19 protein-coding genes are annotated in these 16,895 nt (G+C 76.5%); 11 read left to right on the top strand and 8 right to left on the bottom strand.

What is annotated here, in order from left to right; translation table 11 throughout:
• The first annotated feature begins 31 nt into the window (after positions 1-31).
• Both D0Z06_RS03985 and D0Z06_RS03990 read left to right on the top strand, forming a co-directional pair.
• On the top strand, positions 32-1,519 hold the full coding sequence (locus D0Z06_RS03985; protein ID WP_117376044.1) for a S1C family serine protease: 1,488 nt from the start codon (positions 32-34) through the stop codon (positions 1,517-1,519).
• Between the two features lie 96 nt (positions 1,520-1,615).
• Positions 1,616-2,005, top strand: coding sequence for a twin-arginine translocase TatA/TatE family subunit (locus D0Z06_RS03990; protein ID WP_117376045.1), 390 nt, complete (start codon positions 1,616-1,618; stop codon positions 2,003-2,005).
• 194 nt (positions 2,006-2,199) lie between these two features.
• Here D0Z06_RS03990 and D0Z06_RS03995 read toward each other — a convergent pair whose 3' ends face one another.
• On the bottom strand, positions 2,200-3,348 hold the full coding sequence (locus D0Z06_RS03995; protein WP_117376046.1) for an Mrp/NBP35 family ATP-binding protein: 1,149 nt from the start codon (positions 3,346-3,348) through the stop codon (positions 2,200-2,202).
• A 133-nt stretch (positions 3,349-3,481) separates the two neighbouring features.
• Entirely contained in the window at positions 3,482-4,540 is a 1,059-nt protein-coding gene (locus tag D0Z06_RS04000) for a YihY/virulence factor BrkB family protein (protein ID WP_117376047.1), read from the bottom strand.
• Between the two features lie 92 nt (positions 4,541-4,632).
• On the opposite strand from D0Z06_RS04000, the gene D0Z06_RS04005 reads away from it, so the two are divergent.
• Complete coding sequence (locus D0Z06_RS04005) at positions 4,633-5,328, top strand: AzlC family ABC transporter permease (protein WP_117376048.1); 696 nt, start codon at positions 4,633-4,635, stop codon at positions 5,326-5,328.
• Positions 5,325-5,642 carry an AzlD domain-containing protein gene (locus D0Z06_RS04010; protein ID WP_117376049.1) on the top strand — a complete coding sequence of 106 codons (318 nt, stop codon included), beginning with the start codon at positions 5,325-5,327 and terminating at the stop codon, positions 5,640-5,642. Before D0Z06_RS04005 ends, D0Z06_RS04010 begins: the two co-directional genes overlap by 4 nt.
• 18 nt (positions 5,643-5,660) lie before the next feature.
• Here the strand turns inward: D0Z06_RS04010 and D0Z06_RS04015 are convergent, their stop codons facing one another.
• Together D0Z06_RS04015 and D0Z06_RS04020 are read right to left on the bottom strand one after the other, a co-directional pair.
• On the bottom strand, positions 5,661-6,197 hold the full coding sequence (locus D0Z06_RS04015) for a DUF1003 domain-containing protein (RefSeq protein WP_117376050.1): 537 nt from the start codon (positions 6,195-6,197) through the stop codon (positions 5,661-5,663).
• Complete coding sequence (locus D0Z06_RS04020; protein ID WP_117376051.1) at positions 6,190-7,428, bottom strand: magnesium transporter MgtE N-terminal domain-containing protein; 1,239 nt, start codon at positions 7,426-7,428, stop codon at positions 6,190-6,192. Before D0Z06_RS04020 ends, D0Z06_RS04015 begins: the two co-directional genes overlap by 8 nt.
• A gap of 26 nt (positions 7,429-7,454) precedes the next feature.
• On the opposite strand from D0Z06_RS04020, the gene D0Z06_RS04025 reads away from it, so the two are divergent.
• A complete protein-coding gene (locus tag D0Z06_RS04025) occupies positions 7,455-8,381 on the top strand; it encodes a DMT family transporter (RefSeq protein WP_233517432.1) in 927 nt (308 codons plus the stop codon).
• Between the two features lie 49 nt (positions 8,382-8,430).
• Positions 8,431-9,384: an HpcH/HpaI aldolase/citrate lyase family protein gene (locus D0Z06_RS04030; RefSeq protein WP_117376052.1), complete on the top strand. Its 954-nt coding sequence runs from the start codon at positions 8,431-8,433 to the stop codon at positions 9,382-9,384.
• A gap of 42 nt (positions 9,385-9,426) precedes the next feature.
• Here D0Z06_RS04030 and D0Z06_RS04035 read toward each other — a convergent pair whose 3' ends face one another.
• Positions 9,427-9,789, bottom strand: a complete 363-nt coding sequence (locus D0Z06_RS04035) for a DUF4190 domain-containing protein (RefSeq protein ID WP_117376053.1) — start codon at positions 9,787-9,789, stop codon at positions 9,427-9,429.
• A 27-nt stretch (positions 9,790-9,816) separates the two neighbouring features.
• On the bottom strand, positions 9,817-10,506 hold the full coding sequence (locus tag D0Z06_RS04040; protein ID WP_117376054.1) for a hypothetical protein: 690 nt from the start codon (positions 10,504-10,506) through the stop codon (positions 9,817-9,819).
• A gap of 113 nt (positions 10,507-10,619) precedes the next feature.
• On the opposite strand from D0Z06_RS04040, the gene D0Z06_RS04045 reads away from it, so the two are divergent.
• Positions 10,620-11,816, top strand: coding sequence for an acyl-CoA dehydrogenase family protein (locus tag D0Z06_RS04045; RefSeq protein WP_117376055.1), 1,197 nt, complete (start codon positions 10,620-10,622; stop codon positions 11,814-11,816).
• Between the two features lie 26 nt (positions 11,817-11,842).
• On the opposite strand, the gene D0Z06_RS04050 is transcribed toward D0Z06_RS04045, so the two are convergent.
• Positions 11,843-12,544, bottom strand: coding sequence for a DUF4230 domain-containing protein (locus tag D0Z06_RS04050; RefSeq protein WP_117376056.1), 702 nt, complete (start codon positions 12,542-12,544; stop codon positions 11,843-11,845).
• Between the two features lie 130 nt (positions 12,545-12,674).
• On the opposite strand from D0Z06_RS04050, the gene D0Z06_RS04055 reads away from it, so the two are divergent.
• The 4 genes from D0Z06_RS04055 to D0Z06_RS04070 all read left to right on the top strand — a co-directional run bounded on the left by D0Z06_RS04055 (position 12,675) and on the right by D0Z06_RS04070 (position 16,439).
• Positions 12,675-13,613 carry an NADP-dependent oxidoreductase gene (locus D0Z06_RS04055; RefSeq protein ID WP_117376057.1) on the top strand — a complete coding sequence of 313 codons (939 nt, stop codon included), beginning with the start codon at positions 12,675-12,677 and terminating at the stop codon, positions 13,611-13,613.
• A 102-nt stretch (positions 13,614-13,715) separates the two neighbouring features.
• Positions 13,716-14,048: an EthD family reductase gene (locus tag D0Z06_RS04060; RefSeq protein WP_117376058.1), complete on the top strand. Its 333-nt coding sequence runs from the start codon at positions 13,716-13,718 to the stop codon at positions 14,046-14,048.
• Positions 14,045-15,607, top strand: a complete 1,563-nt coding sequence (locus D0Z06_RS04065) for an acetolactate synthase large subunit (RefSeq protein WP_117376059.1) — start codon at positions 14,045-14,047, stop codon at positions 15,605-15,607. Before D0Z06_RS04060 ends, D0Z06_RS04065 begins: the two co-directional genes overlap by 4 nt.
• 7 nt (positions 15,608-15,614) lie before the next feature.
• Entirely contained in the window at positions 15,615-16,439 is an 825-nt protein-coding gene (locus tag D0Z06_RS04070) for an alpha/beta hydrolase (RefSeq protein WP_117376060.1), read from the top strand.
• Here the strand turns inward: D0Z06_RS04070 and D0Z06_RS04075 are convergent.
• Positions 16,429-16,836, bottom strand: coding sequence for an MmcQ/YjbR family DNA-binding protein (locus tag D0Z06_RS04075; RefSeq protein WP_117376061.1), 408 nt, complete (start codon positions 16,834-16,836; stop codon positions 16,429-16,431). The two genes, D0Z06_RS04070 and D0Z06_RS04075, sit on opposite strands and share 11 nt — an antisense overlap.
• Positions 16,837-16,895: the final 59 nt, after the last annotated feature.

The following is a 16,895-nucleotide window of genomic DNA, read 5'->3' on the forward strand; positions in this document are numbered from 1 at the left end:
CGACGAGGCCTTCGCCCGCCCCCGGGAGGGCGTGGGCGGCTTCGACCCGCCGCCGGGCGCGACCCGGCCCGTCGCGCTGCCCCGGGCCGGGCGGCCCGACGCCGCGCAGCAGGCCGCCTTCTCCCGCCCCGCGGCGGTCGACGGCAGCTTCGGCCGGGACCGGCCGCTGCCCCCGCCGCCCCCGGTCCCCGCCCCGCCGCCGGAGGCGGTCCTGCGGGCCTTCGCCCCGCCGCCGGGCGCCGGGCGCGGGCTGCAGGAGCCGCCGGGCGGTCGGCCGGGCCGCCGCCGCACCTCGGCCGGGCCGTGGTGGAAGCCCGACGCGCGCTCCGACCCCTGGCGCGACCCGCACGCCCCGGCCGGGCTCACCGGGCCGGCCGTCTTCGCGGACGACCTGGCCGAGCAGCCCGGGCCCGTGGTGGTCGACGCGCGCGGCCGCCGGCGGCTGCGGCTGCGCGACCTGTCGGTCCGGGTGTCGGCGCTCGTGCTGCTCGCCGTCCTGGTCGCCGGCGCCCTCGGCGGGGGGATCGGCTACCTGCTGACCCGCACCGCCGAGGAGACGCCGCTGCTCGCGCCGGGCACCCAGCTCAACGAGACCGACGAGGGCATCGCCCGCGAGCCCGGTTCGGTCTCCGACATCGCCGCCCGGGTGACCCCCGCCGTCGTCTCGGTCGAGGTGCGCATCGGCCAGGCCGGCGCCACCGGCTCCGGCGTGGTGGTCGACGGCGAGAACGGGTACATCGTCACCAACAACCACGTGGTCTCCGGTGCCGACGGCATCGAGGGGGCCGAGATCCGCGCGGTCTTCGACGACGGCAGCGGCTCGGCGGCGCGCATCGTCGGGCGCGACCCGGCCAGCGACATCGCCGTCCTCAAGGTCGAGCGGCCCGGCCTGCTCACCGCCGCGCTCGGCAGCTCGGACTCCGTCGTCGTCGGTGACCCGGTCGTCGCCATCGGGTCGCCGCTCGGCCTGGCCAGCACGGTCACCAGCGGCATCGTCAGCGCCCTCGACCGGCCGGTGCGGCTGGCCGGTGAGGGCAGCGACACCAACGCCGTCATCAGCGCCGTGCAGACCGACGCGCCGATCAACCCCGGCAACTCCGGCGGCGCCCTGGTGAACGGCGCCGGCGAGGTCATCGGCATCAACACCGCCATCGCCTCGCTCGGCGGCGGCAGCGTCGGCCTCGGCTTCGCGATCCCCATCGACACCGTGCGCGACATCTCCGAGCAGCTGATCGGCACCGGCCGCGCCGTGCACGCCTCGCTCGGCGTCAACGCCCGGTCGGTGACCGACGGCACCCGGGACGGCGCCCTGGTGGTCAACGTCGAGCCGGGCAGCGCGGCCGCGGAGGCCGGCATCCGCGAGCAGGACGTCATCATCGCCGTGGACGACCAGCCCGTGGGCAGCTCCGAGGAGCTCGTCGTCGCCGTGGACTCCCGGGACCCGGGGGACACCGTCACCGTCGAGGTGGTCCGCACCGGGTCGTCGACCACGCTCGAGGCCACCCTCGACGCGGCGTGACCCGCCCCCCAGCTCGGGGGCGGTGACCCGCGGCGGCGGGGGCCTACGCTGAGGGCGCGCGGCACCGGTCCGTGCGCCGGCAGGACGGGAGCGGGTGTGTTCGACTCGATCGGCTGGGGCGAGATCGTCGTCCTCGTGCTCGCCGCGCTGTTCATCTTCGGCCCCGAGCGGCTGCCCGACCTGGCCAAGGAGGCCGCCGCCGGGCTGAAGAAGGTGCGCGCGGCGGTGACCGGCGTCCGGGCGCAGGTCGACGAGTCGCTGGGGGAGGACCTGGCCGGGCTGCGCGACCTCGACCTGCGCCAGTACCACCCGAAGACCTTCATCCGCAGCCAGCTGCTCGCCGACGACGACGCCCCACCGGCCCGCCGCGGCAGCGCCACCGGTTCGGTCGGGCTGACCAAGACCGGCGGTGCGGTGGCCGCCAGGGACGCCGTCCGCACCCGCGACCACGCCACCCCGCCGCCGTTCGACGTCGACGCGACCTGATCCGCCGGTCCGCGCCGGGAGGGCCCGCCGCGCTGCGTCCGCCGGAGGCGGCGCAGCCGGAGGTCCGGCCCCGGAGGCACCCCGGCCCCTCGGCCAGCGAGGGGTGACCCGGCCGGTGCCGATCACGCCCCGCTACCACCCCCGACAGCGCGAGAGGCCGGCCCGCGCGGGGACCGGCCTCTCGGCGACCGGGCTCAGTGGCGGACCGGGGTCAGCCCCAGCGACATGCCCGACAGCCCGCGCTGGCGGACGGCGAGGCCCTCGGCCACCGCGCTCATCGCCTGCGCGGCCGGCGACCCCGGCTCGGCCAGGACGACGGGCGCGCCGGCGTCCCCGGCCTCGCGCACCCGGGTGTCCAGCGGGATCTGCCCCAGCAGCGGGACCCGGGCACCGAGGGTGCGGGTCAGCGCGTCGGAGACCGTCTGGCCGCCGCCGGAGCCGAACACCTCCATGCGGGAGCCGTCGGGCAGCTCGAGCCACGACATGTTCTCGATGACGCCGACCACCTGCTGGTGCGTCTGGGTGGCGATCGCCCCGGCCCGCTCGGCCACCTCGGCCGCGGCCAGCTGCGGCGTGGTCACGACGAGGATCTCGGCGTTGGGCAGCAGCTGGGCGATCGAGATGGCGACGTCGCCGGTGCCGGGCGGCAGGTCGAGCAGCAGGACGTCGAGGTCGCCCCACCACACGTCGGCGAGGAACTGCTGCAGGGCCCGGTGCAGCATCGGCCCGCGCCACACGACCGGGGTGTTGCCCGGGGTGAACATGCCGATCGAGATGACCTTCACGCCGAAGGCCTGCGGCGGCATGATCATGTTGTCGACCTGGGTCGGCTTGTCCTCGACGCCGAGCATGCGCGGCACCGAGTGCCCGTAGATGTCGGCGTCCACCACGCCCACGGACAGGCCCCGCTTGGCCAGCGCGGCGGCGAGGTTGACCGTGACGCTGGACTTGCCGACGCCACCCTTGCCGGAGGCGACCGCGTAGACGCGGGTCAGCGAGCCGGGCTGGGAGAACGGGATCACCGGGTCGGCGGCGTCCCCCCGGACGGTGCGGCGCAACTCGGCGCGCTGCTCGTCGCTCATCACGTCCAGGCCCACCTGCACCGCGGTGACCCCGGGGACCCCGGAGACGGCCTCGGTGACCCGGTCGGTGATGGTCTGGCGCATCGGGCAGCCGGCGACGGTGAGGTAGACCTCGACCCGGACGGTGCCGTCCGCCTCGATCTGGACGTCCTTGACCATGCCCAGCTCGGGCAGCGGGCGGTTGATCTCCGGGTCCTGGACGGTCGCCAGCGCCGCGTTGACGGCGTCCAGCGCGGGCGTGCCGGTCAGCTGGTCGGGCATCGTTCTCGTCTGTCTCCTCCGTCGGGGATCCGGGGGCGGCCGGCCGCATCCGGGCCACGACCTGCTCACTCGGACCACCGCCACTGTACGGCGGCCCCGGAGGGCACCGGCGGCTGCGGCCGTGAGGTACCCCTCACCGCGGCCGCTCGTCCTCCGGCTCGCGCAGCACCGGGATCACCGGCGTCCCCGGGAGCGGGACGCCCGGGGAGGTGTCCTCGTCGAGCCGCTTGTCGAAGCGGACCTCGACCCGCTCGTAGCCCTTGGTGCGCTGCGCGCGGGCGGCGCGGGTGTAGACCCGCTCGTCGCCGCGGGTGAGCTCGACGTCGTCGGTGAACGGGGTGAGCAGCGCCCGCGGCCACAGCCGGTCGACCCGCACCACGTTGACCTCCACGCAGAGGACGACGGCGATCGCGGCCACGAACAGGAAGGCGATCAGACCGAGCACCAGGGCGAAGACCCCGTTGGTCGCGCTGGAGTCGCGGACCACCCGGGTGACCAGGATGCCGCCGAAGGACTGCAGCAGCTGCCAGACGACCGCGGCGGCCAGGGCGCCGGGGGCGACGTCGCGGATGCCCAGGTCGCGGGCGGTGGCCAGCCGGAAGGCCAGCACGAGGAAGCCGGCGTTGACCAGCACCGAGACGCCGATCATGACGACCGGGAGGGCGGTGCCCAGGTCGGTCCCGAAGACGGTGGCGTTGCCCGAGAAGGTCGACAGCGCCGTGGTGGCCAGCAGCGCCAGGCCCACCGTGCACAGCAGCAGCAGGCTGCGGCCCCGGGCGGCGACGGGGTTGGGACGGCGGTTGCGCGGCACGGCCCACGCGGTGTTCACGGCGTTCTGCAGGGCCAGCCCGACGCCCAGGCCGCCGTACAGGGCGCCGGCGATGCCGATGGCGAGGCCCACGGCGCCGCCCCCGAGCTGCTCCGGTTCCTCCAGCTGCGCGCCGATGACCGGGAACTGGGCCAGCGCGGTGCCGACGATGTCGGCCTGCAGCTCGGGGTTGCCGGCCAGGGCGTACCCGAGCACGGTGGTGAGCAGCAGCAGCAGGGGGAACAGCGACAGCAGCGCGTAGTACGCCATCAGCGCCGCCAGGTAGATCCCCGTGTCGTCGAAGAACTTGTAGAGCACCGCCAGCGGGAACCCCGCCCAGCGGTGGCGCCGCTGGAACCGGTCCAGCCGCTGGGTCAGCGTCATCAGCACCTCGTCTCGGCCGGCCGACCCCCTCCCCGTGCCCGCCCACGGGGGAGGTCACACGACCTGTCGGTGGCGTTCCCTAGGGTCGCCGGGTGACCACCGCCGAGCGCGCCGCGACCCTGCGCGACGCGATCGGCCTCGGGCTGGCGGTCGGCCTCTACGGCGCCGCCTTCGGGGCGACGGCCGGCGCCGCCGGGCTGTCCCCGTGGCAGGCCGTCGTCCTCTCGGCGGTCATGTTCACCGGTGCCTCCCAGTTCGCGCTCGTCGGCGTCCTGGGCGCCGGCGGCGGCGGCCCGGCCGCGATCGGCTCGGCCCTCCTGCTCGGCACCCGCAACACCCTCTACGGGGTGCGGCTGCTGCCGCTGCTGCGCCCCCGCGGGTTCCTCCGCCGCGCCGGCACCGCGCACTGGGTCATCGACGAGACCACCGCGCTCGCCGTCGCCGCCCCCGACCGCCGACTGGCCCGGCTGGCCTTCCTCGCCGGCGGCGCCGCGCTGTACCTGACCTGGAACGCGGCGACGCTGGCCGGCGTGCTCGGCGCGGCCGCGCTCGGCGAGACCGCGCGGGCCGCGCTCGACGCGGTCGTCCCCGCGGCGTTCCTGGCGCTGCTCTGGCCCCGGCTGCGGCGCGGGGCGCCCGAGGCCCCGGTGCAGCGCCGGGTGGCCGCGGGCGGGGCGGCGGTCGCGCTGCTGCTGACCCCGGTCGTGCCCCCGGGGGTCCAGGTGCTCGCCGCCGCGGTGGCCGTGCTGCTGGCCGGCCGGCCGCGCCCGGCCGGGGGGCGGGCGTGAGCGGCGGCGCGCTGTGGGCCGTGGTGGTCGCCGCCTCGGTCGGCTGCTACCTGCTCAAGCTGGCCGGGCTGTCGGTGCCGGCCGCGTGGGTGCAGCACCCGTGGGTGACCCGGGTGGTCGACGTCGTCCCGGCCGCCCTGCTGGCCGCGCTGGTCGCGGTGCAGGCGCTCACGGCGGGCACCGCCCTGGTCGTCGACGGCCGGCTGGCCGGGCTGGCCGTGGCTGCGCTGGCGCTGGCGCTGCGCGCGCCGTTCGTCGTCGTCCTGCTGCTGGCCGGGGCGGCCGGCGCCCTGGTGAACGTGCTGACCGGCTGAGGTCGCCGGCCGGCGGGGTCAGCCGGCCGTCTCCTGCGCGGCGGCCTCGCGCTCCCGCTTCTTGCGGGCCTTGCGCTCCCGGCGCTCGGCCTCGTCCGCGGTCTCCTCGGTCAGCCGGGTGAGCTCGCCGCGGATGAAGTCGCGGGTGGCCAGCTCGCCGATCGCCACGCGCAGGGCGGCCAGCTCGCGGGCCAGGTACTCGGTGTCGGCGCGGGTCACCGCCGCGCGGGCGCGGTCCTCCTCGGCCTGCACCCGGTCGCGGTCGGCCTGGCGGTTCTGCGCCAGCAGGATCAGCGGCGCGGCGTAGGCGGCCTGGGTGGAGAACGCCAGGTTGAGCAGGATGAACGGGTACGGGTCCCACCGCAGCCGGACGGCGAAGACGTTCAGGGCGATCCAGACGATGACGAGCAGCGTCTGGACGGCGAGGTAGCGGCCGGTCCCGAGGAAGCGGGCGATCCCCTCCGCGTAGCGGCCCACCGCGTCGGGGTCCAGCCGCAGGAAGCTGCCGAAGGTCCGCGCCCCGCGGGGGACGTCGAGCCGCCGCCCCTCAGCCACGGCGGGCCCGCTCGCGCCAGTCGTCGGGCAGGAGGTGGTCCAGGACGTCGTCGACGCTGACGGCGCCGACCAGCCGGCGCTGCGGGTCGACGACGGGGGCGGCGACCAGGTTGTAGGTGGCGAAGTAGCGGGTGACCTCGCCCAGCGGCGCCCCGGGACGCAGCGGGTCCATGTCGTCGAGCACGCCGCTGACCAGGCTGGACGGCGGCTCGCGGAGCAGCCGCTGGATGTGCGCCAGGCCCAGGTAGCGCCCGGTGGGGGTGGCCGAGGGCGGGCGGCACACGTAGACCTGGCTGGCCAGCGCCGGGCTCAGCTCCGGCTGGCGCACGCGGGCCAGCGCCTCGGCGATGGTCGCGTCGGGGGTGAGGATCACCGGCTCGCTGGTCATGATGCCGCCGGCGGTGTCCTCGGAGTACTGCAGCAGCTGGCGCACCGGCTCGGCCTCGTCGGGCTCCATCAGCTCGAGCAGCCGGTTGCGGTCGACGTTGGACAGCTCGGCGAGCAGGTCGGCGGCGTCGTCCGGGTCCATGACCTCGAGGACGTCGGCGGCTCGGCCCTCGTTGAGGGTGCCCAGGATCGACAGCTGGTCGCCCTCGGGCAGCTCGCCGAGGACGTCGGCCAACCGGTCGTCGTCCAGGGCCTCGGCCACCTCGTGCCGCCGCTTGACCGGCAGCTCCTGCAGCGCGTGGGCGAGGTCGGCGGCGTTGAGCTCGCGGTAGGTGGCGATGAGCGTCTGGGCGCCCTGCCCGCTCTCGGGCAGCGCCAGCCCGGTCACCTCGTCCCAGGCCAGCTGCTGCAACTGGCCGCGGCGGCCGAGCCGGCCGGGCTCCTGCACGGCCAGCCGGGAGAGCACCCAGTCGCCGGTGCGGGTCTGCTCCATGCCGGCGTCGACGACGGTCGCCGGCCGCCCGGACTCGGCGATCCGCACCGACCGGTCCAGCAGCTCACCGAGCACCAGCGTCTCCCCGGCGCGCTGCTCGAACCGCCGCAGGTTGAGGGTGCCGGAGGCGAGCACGACGGCCCCCGGGTCCAGGGTGGTCACCCGGCCCATGGGCACGAAGATGCGGCGGCGGGCGACCACCTCCACCACCAGGCCGAGGACCCGCGGCGCGGCGGTGCCCACGCGGAGGGCCACGACGACGTCCCGGGCCTTGCCGACGCGGTCGCCGTTGGGGTCGAACACCGGCAGCCCGGCGACGCGCGAGACGTACGCCCGGGTCACCGTGGTCACGGGGGACGAGGCTACCGTCGGGCCCCGTGACCGCCCCGGCATCCGCCTCCGCGTGGGCGGTGCACCGGCCCGGCGGGCGCGAGCTCGGGGTCATGTCGCTGGCGGTCGTCGGGATCTCGCTGTCCGCGCCGCTGACGACGCTGCTGGCCGCGCCGGTGCTGGCGCTGGCCTTCTGGCGCAACGCCGCCGGGGCGGCCGTGCTGCTGCCGGTGCTGCTGATGCGCGAGCGGCGCGCCCTGGCCGGGCTGGGCGCGGCCGACCTGCGCACCTCCGCGCTGGCCGGGCTGTTCCTCGCCGCGCACTTCGCCGCCTGGCTGCCCAGCCTGTCGATGACGACGGTGGCCGCCTCCACCGCGCTGGTCACCACGACCCCGGTCTGGACCGCCCTGGTCGCCCGGGCCAGCGGGGTGCGCCTGCCGGCCGCGGTCTGGTGGGGGCTGGTGCTGGCCGTCGCCGGGGTGGTCCTCATCGCCGGCGTCGACGTCCGCGTGAGCCTGCGCGCCCTGGCCGGCGACGGCCTGGCGCTGCTGGGCGCGATCTGCGCCGCAGGCTACGTGCTGGCCGGGGCACGGGCCCGGCAGCGGCTGTCCACGTCGGCCTACGCCGTCGTCTGCTACTCCACCTGCGCGGTGGTGGTAGCCCTCGCCGCGGCCGTGGTCGGCGACCCGCTCGTCGGCTTCACGGCCCGCGACTGGCTGCTCATCGCCGCCATCACCGTCTGCGCCCAGCTGTTCGGGCACACCCTGCTCAACCTGGTGCTCTCCGCCGTGGGCCCGACCGTGGTGAGCCTGGTTGTGCTGCTGGAGGTGCCCGGCGCGCTGCTGTTCGCGCTCGTGCTGCTGCAGCAGGTGCCGCCGCTGCTGGCGCTGCCCGGGGTGGCGCTGGTCGTGGCGGGCGTCGCCCTCGTGGTGCGTGCCGGGCGGCCCTCGACGCTGGTGGAAGCGGCCACCTGAGCCGTCGCTACCCTCCGGTGAACCGACGTCGACGTCTCGCGGAGGCACCGTGGCCGAGCTCCGATCCCGCCGTTCCAACCTCGCCGTGCCGGGCAGCAACCCCCGGTTCCTGGAGAAGGCCAAGGAGCTGGGCGCCGACCAGGTGTTCCTCGACCTGGAGGACGCCTGCGCCCCGCTGGCCAAGCCCGGGGCGCGCAAGAACATCGTGGCGGCGCTCACCGAGGGCGGCTGGGGCGAGAAGATCCGCACCGTCCGGGTCAACGACTGGACGACGGAGTGGACCTACCGCGACGTCGTCGAGGTCGTCGAGGGCGCCGGCACCGAGCTCGACTGCATCATGCTGCCCAAGGTCGCCGACGCCGCCCAGGTCGCGGCCCTGGACCTCCTGCTCACCCAGATCGAGAAGGCCAACGGCCTGGAGGTCGGGCGGATCGGCATCGAGGCGCAGATCGAGACCGCGCAGGGGCTGATCAACGTCGACGACATCGCCTTCGCCAGCCCGCGGATCGAGACGATCATCTTCGGCCCGGCCGACTTCATGGCCAGCATCAACATGAAGTCCCTGGTCGTCGGCGCCCTGCACCCCGACTACCCGGGCGACCCGTTCCACTACATCCTGATGCAGATCCTCATGGCCGCCCGCGCCCGCGGCGTGCAGGCCATCGACGGCCCCTTCCTGCAGGTGCGCGACGTCGACGCCTTCCGCGAGGTGGCCAAGCGCTCGGCGGTGCTGGGCTTCGACGGCAAGTGGGTGCTGCACCCCGGCCAGATCGACGCGGCCAACGAGATCTACGCGCCGTCGCAGGAGGACTACGACCACGCCGAGCTCATCCTCGACGCCTACGACTGGTACACCTCGGAGGCCGGGGGGAAGAAGGGGTCGGCGATGCTCGGCGACGAGATGATCGACGAGGCCAGCCGCAAGATGGCGCTGGTCATCGCGGGCAAGGGCCGGGCCGCCGGCATGGCCCGGACGTCGTCCTTCACCCCACCCGAGGGCTGAGCGCGGACCCGGGAGCCGCGCACCCCCGCCCGCTCCCGCGGCCTACGGCGCGAAGGAGACCCCGGCCAGGGCGACCACGGCGACGACCCACAGCACGACCAGCAGGACGACGAGGGCGCAGGCGACGGCCCCGACGACGATCCCGGCCAGCGCCAGGCCGTCGCCCTCCTCGCCGGTCTGCCGGATCTGCCGCCGCGCCACGATGCCCAGCACCAGGCCCGCCGGCGCGAAGACGAACGCCATGACCAGCGACAGGACGGCGAGGGTGTTCGTCGGGCGCCGGTAGGGCCCCGGGCCGTACGGGTACCCCGGCGGGACGCCCGGCCCCGGCGGGGGCCCGTACGCCGGCACCTGCCCCCAGCCGGGCGGCGGGGTGCCGTGCCGTCGGTCGTCGTGGGTGCCCATGCCGTCCTCCCGTCGCGGGGCCGCCGGTCACCTGCCGACCGCGGCCGCGGGCAGCGCGGCCAGCCGGGCGGCGATGCCCCGGGCCGCCGTCGCGCCCGCCGCAGCATCCTCCGCGATCAGCACCGACACCACCGCGCCACGCCCCTGGGCGACGAGGTCCTGGGTCGTGCCGTCCTCGAGCTGCCACCGGGCGGCGACGACGGTGCCGGTCAGCCCCTCGAGGGCCGGGGGCTCGACCAGGGTGCGGTCGCCGGCCGGGCAGGACTCCAGCGCGTCGCGGAGCTCGGTGAGGGCCAGCCCCCCGGCCGCGGGCGAGTCGTAGGCGATCGCCTCCGACGCCACCGCGGCCCGACCGGCCGGGTCGACCCCCACGACCGGGAACTTGGCCGTGCGCCGCGCCTCGGAGGTGAGGTCGACGCCGCAGATCCCGGCGAGGCTCGGGTTGCCGGCCAGGTCGCCGTCCGGCACGGGGTTGGCCTGCACCGTCCACCCCTCGGGCAGGTCGGAGGCGCGCAGGGCGACGGCGAGGGCCGCCTCCGCCGCCGTGCCGGCGGTCGCCGGGTCGGCCGCCGCCGCGGCCGAGCGCTCGGCCCGGGCCGGGGCCGGTTCGCCGGTGGGGGTCGCGGCCGGTTCCCCGGCACTCCCGCCGCACCCGCCGAGCAGCCCGGCGGTGAGGGCGGCAGCGGTGACGACGGCGGCGACGCGCGGGGAACCCACCGGCTCGACGGTAACCGCGCCGGGGGAGTGACGAGGGACACCGGGGCCCGGCGTGGGCGGTGGCCCATACTCACCGGTAACCACGGACAGAGCCGTCCCGAGGAGGCACCCGCATGGCCCGCCTGGCGCAGACCGCCGACCTGACCGACGTCCAGCAGGAGATCCTGGCGACCGTCCGCACGTTCGTGGACAAGGAGATCATCCCGCACGCCCAGGAGCTGGAGCACGCCGACGCCTACCCGCAGGAGATCGTCGACGGCCTCAAGGAGCTGGGCATCTTCGGGCTCACCATCCCCGAGGAGTTCGGCGGCCTCGGGGAGTCGCTGCTGACCTACGCGCTGGTCGTGGAGGAGATCGCCCGCGGCTGGATGAGCGTCTCCGGGGTGATCAACACCCACTTCATCGTCGCCTACATGGTGATGCAGCACGGCACGCCGGAGCAGAAGGAGCGCCTGCTGCCGCGGATGGCCACCGGCGAGGTGCGCGGCGCGTTCTCGATGTCCGAGCCCGGTCTGGGCTCCGACGTCGCGGGCATCCGCACCCGGGCCCGGCGGGACGGCGACTCCTACGTCGTCGACGGGGCGAAGATGTGGCTGACCAACGGCGGCTCCTCGACCCTGGTCGCCGCGCTGGTGCGCACCGACGAGGGCGCCGAGAAGGCCCACCAGAACCTGACCACGTTCCTGGTCGAGAAGCCGGCCGGTTTCGGCGAGGTGCTCCCGGGGCTGACCATCCCCGGCAAGATCGACAAGATGGGCTACAAGGGCGTGGACACCACCGAGCTGGTGTTCGACGGCTTCCGGATCGGCGCCGACGCGGTCCTCGGCGGGCAGCCCGGGCGCGGCTTCGCCCAGATGATGGACGGCGTCGAGGTCGGGCGGGTCAACGTCGCCGCCCGCGCCTGCGGGATCTCCATCCGCGCCTTCGAGCTGGCCGTCGCCTACGCCCAGCAGCGGGAGACCTTCGGCAAGCCGATCGCCCAGCACCAGGCCATCGCCTTCCAGCTGGCCGAGATGGCCACCAAGGTGGAGGCGGCGCACCTGATGATGGTCAACGCCGCCAAGCTCAAGGACGCCGGGGCGCGCAACGACGTCGAGGCCGGGATGGCCAAGCTGCTGGCCAGCGAGTACTGCGCCGAGGTCACCACGCAGGCCTTCCGGATCCACGGCGGGTACGGCTACTCCAAGGAGTACGAGATCGAGCGGCTGATGCGCGAGGCGCCGTTCCTGCTCATCGGCGAGGGCACCAGCGAGATCCAGAAGACGATCATCAGCCGCGGCCTGCTCAAGGAGTACGGCCTCAAGCGCTGACGACGGCCGGCCCGGGGGGCCGCGGCTCAGCCCGCGTCGCCCCGGGCCTCCTCGAACCGGACCTCGACGTCCTCGACCCCGAACGAGCCGGCCAGCCCGGTCAGCATGGCCCGGGTGTTGCCCTCCGCGCGCTCCAGCAGGTCGCTGGCGGCGGCCGCGCGGGCCAGCCGGCGCTCGGCCAGCGCGTACAGCTCGCCGTCGTCCGCGGGGCCGTCGCCGAGGGCGTCGGCGGCGCGGTCGAGCACCCCGCGGTCCCGGTCGAGGACCCGGCTCTCCTCCGGGTCGATGCGCACGTCGCCGAGCTCCGGTGCGGGGAGGACGACGGTGGCCGAGCGGCCGTCGGGCGAGAGGGTCACCCGGTCGTCGTCCAGGCCCGAGAAGTCCACGGCGGCGTCGACGGTGCCGGTGGCGAGGAAGGAGACGCGCTCGCCGCTGATCGCCGAGGGCACCCACGGGGTGTCCACCTCGCGGTCGACGACGACCTGGAAGGTCGCCGCGGCGGCGTGGTACTCGGCGAGGTCCTCCAGGGCCAGCAGCAGCGGGGTGGTGTCGCGGTGGACGACCTGCTGCTCGAACGGGTCGCCGAAGCCGGGCAGCCGGTCGCGGACCTGCGCGGCGACGGGCACGAGCACGGCCAGGCCGACGCCCACGGCGACGAGCCGGCGGCGGGATCGACGGGGCCGCGGGGCGGGGGACGGCGTCGGGCGGTCCTGCAGGAGTGCGGGCATGGGCGACCTCTCGCGGGAGGAGGGGGGATGTGGTGTGCAGCACGCGGGACGCCGCGGTCATTCCCCGGCGGCGCTGCCGGTCCGGGGCGCGGCGGGAAGACGACGGCGGCCCGGGACCTTGCCGGGGGGCATGAGAGCTGTCGCAGTCACCGAGTTCGGCGGGCCGGAGGCCCTGCACGTCGTCGACGTCCCCGACCAGCCGCTGGGCCCCGGCCAGGTGCGCCTGCGGGTGCGCGCGGCGACGGTCAACCCGACCGACACCCACCTGCGCAGCGGTGCCTACGCCTCCCGCGACCCGGTGCAGGAGTTCCCCTACGTGCCCGGCATGGACGCCGCCGGCGAGGTCCTGGAGGTCGGCCCGGACGCCGCGACCGACCTCGCGCCGGGCGACCGGGTGATGGCCGTCGTCGTCCCCACCGGGGCGCACGGCGCCTACCGGGAGGACCTCGTGCTCCCGGCCGCCTCCGTGGCCCGGGCGCCGGACGGGGCCGACGACGTCGCGGCCTCGACCCTGCCGATGAACGGCCTGACCGCGCACCTGGCGCTCGCGGCGCTGGCGCTGCGGCCGGGGCAGGTGCTCGCGGTGACCGGCGCGGCCGGCGCGTTCGGCGGCTACGTCGTCCAGCTGGCCCGGCACGCCGGGCTGACCGTCGTCGCCGACGCCTCCGAGGCCGACGAGCAGCTGGTGCGGGAGCTGGGGGCCCACCAGGTGGTGCGCCGCGGCCCGGAGGTCGCCGAGCGGATCCGGGAGCTGCACCCCGACGGGGTGGACGGCCTGGCCGACGGGTCGGTGCAGGACGCGCAGGTGCTGCCCGCCGTGCGGGACGGCGGCGCGGTCGCCACCGTCCGCGGCTACCGCGGGGACGGCGCGCGCGACCTGCGGGTGACCCCGGTGCTGGTGCGCCGTGCCGCCGAGGACGCCGCCGCGCTGGAGCGGCTGCGCGCGCTGGCCTCCGAGGGCGTGCTCACCCTGCGGGTGGCGCGCACCTTCCCGGCGGAGGAGGGCGCCGAGGCGCACCGCGTGCTGGAGGCCGGCGGCGTCCGCGGCCGGCTGGTGCTGACCTTCTGAGCCGCGGCACCTCCCCGGTCGCGCCGGTCGCCCCCCGCCTGCCAGGGTGGGGGGCGACCCCCGGGCAGCGGTGCCCGGGCCGACGCCGAGGAGCGGTCTGACATGGTGCACAGGGTCGTGGTCAGCTACGGGCAGCCCGAGGACCCGGGGGCCTTCGACGAGTACTACCGGGACACCCACGTGCCGCTGGTCGTGGAGATGCCGGGGCTGGTCGGTTTCACGGTCGGGCACGCGGCGGCGCTGGACCCCTCGCAGCAGGCGCCCTACCTCGTCGCCGAGCTCGACTTCCAGTCCGAGGAGGCGATGGGCAAGGCCTTCGCCTCCCCGGAGGGGCAGGCCGCGGCCGCCGACGTCGCCAACTTCGCCACCGGCGGGGCGAGCATCGCCCACTTCGAGGTGCGCGAGCTGCACTCCGGCCTGCCGTTCATGCCGTGACCGACGCCCCCAACGGCGCGCAGGCCCTCATCCGCACGCTCGTCGGTGCCGGGGTGGACGTCTGCTTCGCCAACCCCGGCACCTCCGAGATGCACTTCGTCGCCGCGCTGGACGACGTCCCGGAGATGCGCGGCGTGCTGACCCTCTTCGAGGGCGTGGCCACCGGCGCCGCCGACGGCTACGCCCGCATGGCCGGCCGCCCGGCGGCCACGCTGCTGCACCTGGGCCCGGGCCTGGGCAACGCGCTGGCCAACCTGCACAACGCCCGGCGCGGCCGGGCACCGCAGGTCGTCGTGGTCGGCGACCACGCGCGCGGGCACAAGCGGCTGGACGCGCCGCTGGAGTCCGACATCGACGCGCTGGCCGGGTCGGTGTCGACCTGGGTGCGCCGGTCGCTGACGGCCGAGGACGTCGGCGCCGACGCCGCCGAGGCGGTGGCCGCGGCCGCCCGCGGTGGGGTGGCGACCCTCGTCCTGCCCGCCGACGTCTCGTGGGAGGAGGGCGCGTCGGTGGCCGCGCCCCGGCCTCTCCGCCCCGCGCCGCAGGTGGCCGGCGCCGTGGTGGACGAGGTCGCCGCCGTGCTCGGCCGCGGCGAGCCGACGGTGCTCCTCGTCGGCGGGGACGTCGTGGCGAGCGAGGAGGGGCTGCTGGCCGCCGGGCAGGTCGCGGCCGGCACCGGTGCCCGGCTGCTGGCCGAGACCTTCCCGGCGCGCACCGTCCGCGGCGCCGGCCTGCCCGACGTGGGGCGGCTGCCGTACCCGCCGGAGATGGCGATCGCCGCGCTGGCCGGCACCGCGCACGTGGTGCTGGTCGGGGCCGCATCGCCGGTGCACTTCTTCGCCTACCCCGGCGTGCCCGGCACGCCGGTGCCCGACGGCTGCGCGGTGCACGTGCTCGCCGAGCCGGGGGAGGACGGCGTGGCCGCCCTGCGGGCCCTGGCCGACGCGGTGGCGCCCGCGGCCGAGCCCGTGCTGCTCGAGGCCGGCCGCCCGGAGCTGCCCACCGGCGCGCTCACCCCGCGCTCGCTGGCGGCCGTCCTCGGCGCGCTGCTGCCCGAGCGGGCGGTCGTCGTGGACGAGGCGCTCACCTCGGGTGTGGGCCTGGCCGAGCTGACCTCCGGGGCGCCGCGGCACGACTGGCTCGCCCTCACCGGCGGGGCGATCGGCGACGGGCTGCCGATGGCCGTGGGCGCGGCGGTGGCCTGCCCCGACCGGCCGGTGGTGGCGGTCCAGGCCGACGGCAGCGCGATGTACACGCCGCAGGCGCTGTGGACCATGGCCCGCGAGCGGCTCGACGTCACCGTGGTCGTCTGCGACAACGGCTCCTACGCGATCCTCGAGCACGAGCTGGCGCGGGTCGGGGCCAGCGGCGGCGGCGAGCGCGCCGGCCGGCTGCTGGACCTCAGCGGTCCCGGGCTGGACTTCGTCGCGCTGGCCACCGGCATGGGCGTGCCCGCCACCCGGGCCACGTCCGCCGAGGAGCTGGCCGACCAGCTGCGCGCGGCGCTGGCCGAGCCCGGCCCGCACCTGGTCGACGCCGTCCTGCCCGGGCGGCACTGAGCGGGCGGTGCGGCGGCGCGCGGGCCGGGCGGCGCTCGTCGTCCTGCTGGTGCTGGTCGTGCTGACCGGCCTGCTCTGGGGGCTGCAGCGGCGGCTGGTCTACCTGCCCGACGACGGGCCGGTGCCGGCCGCCGCCGAGGTGCTGCCCGGCGCGCGCGACGTCGTGCTGGAGACCTCCGACGGGCTGCGGCTGGGCGCGTGGTTCGTGCCCGGGACCGGGCCGGCGTCACCCACCGTGCTGGTGGCCAACGGCAACGGCGGCCACCGCGGGTACCGGGCCCCGCTGGCGCGCGCGCTGGCCGACCACGGGCTGGCCGTGCTGCTGTTCGACTACCGCGGCTACGGCGGCAACCCGGGCAGCCCGAGCGAGGAGGGGCTGGCCCGGGACGTCCGGGCCGCGCGGGCGTACCTGCTCGGCGAGGCCGGCGGCGCCCCGGACCGGCTGCTCTACTTCGGCGAGAGCCTCGGGGCCGCGGTGGTCACGGAGCTCGCGACCGAGCACCCGCCGGCCGGGCTGGTGCTGCGCTCTCCGTTCGTGGACCTGGCCGCGGTGGGCGCCGAGCACTACCCGTTCCTGCCGGTCCGCGCGCTGCTGCGGGACAGGTTCCCCGTCGCCGAGCGGATCGCGACGGTGCAGGTGCCCACGGCCGTCGTCCTGGGGACGGCGGACGCGATCGTGCCCCCCGCGCAGAGCCGAGAGGTCGCCGCGGCCGCGGCGGACCCGTACCGGCTGGTCGAGGTGCCCGGCGCCGGGCACAACGACCGGGTGCTGCTCGACGGCGAGGCGCTGGTGGGCACGGTGGTCGACCTGGCCGCGGAGGTCACGGGCTGAGGTCCTCCGGCGGGTGGGTGGCGAGGTGCGCGCGGGCCAGCCGCGTCGGGGCCCGGCACAGCCACGCCTCGGTGACCAGCTCGGCGAGCTCCTCGGGCCCGATGACCTCGAGCCGGGCGAGCACGACCGGGTAGCCGTCGAAGTGCGGGGTGGTCAGGTAGACCGCCGGGTCGTCGGCGAGCAGCGCCTCCTTGACGCCGAGGTCGGGGACGTACGCGCCGAGCAGTGGACCCGCGGGCGCCCGGTCGCCCAGGTGCGCGAGGTCGGCCCGGCGCAGCGGCCGCTCCCAGACGAACCCGCGGGCCCGCACCACCCACTGCAGGCTGCCGCGCGAGGTGCGCTCGGCCGTCTCCGGCAGCGCCAGGGCCAGCGCCCGCACGTCCGACCAGTCGGCCATGCCGCGCAGGCTAGCGCCCGGGCACCGGGCTGGCGGGACCCTCGCGCAGCAGCAACGAT

It is taken from the genome of Geodermatophilus marinus (assembly GCF_003428645.1).
Lineage (GTDB): Bacteria > Actinomycetota > Actinomycetes > Mycobacteriales > Geodermatophilaceae > Geodermatophilus.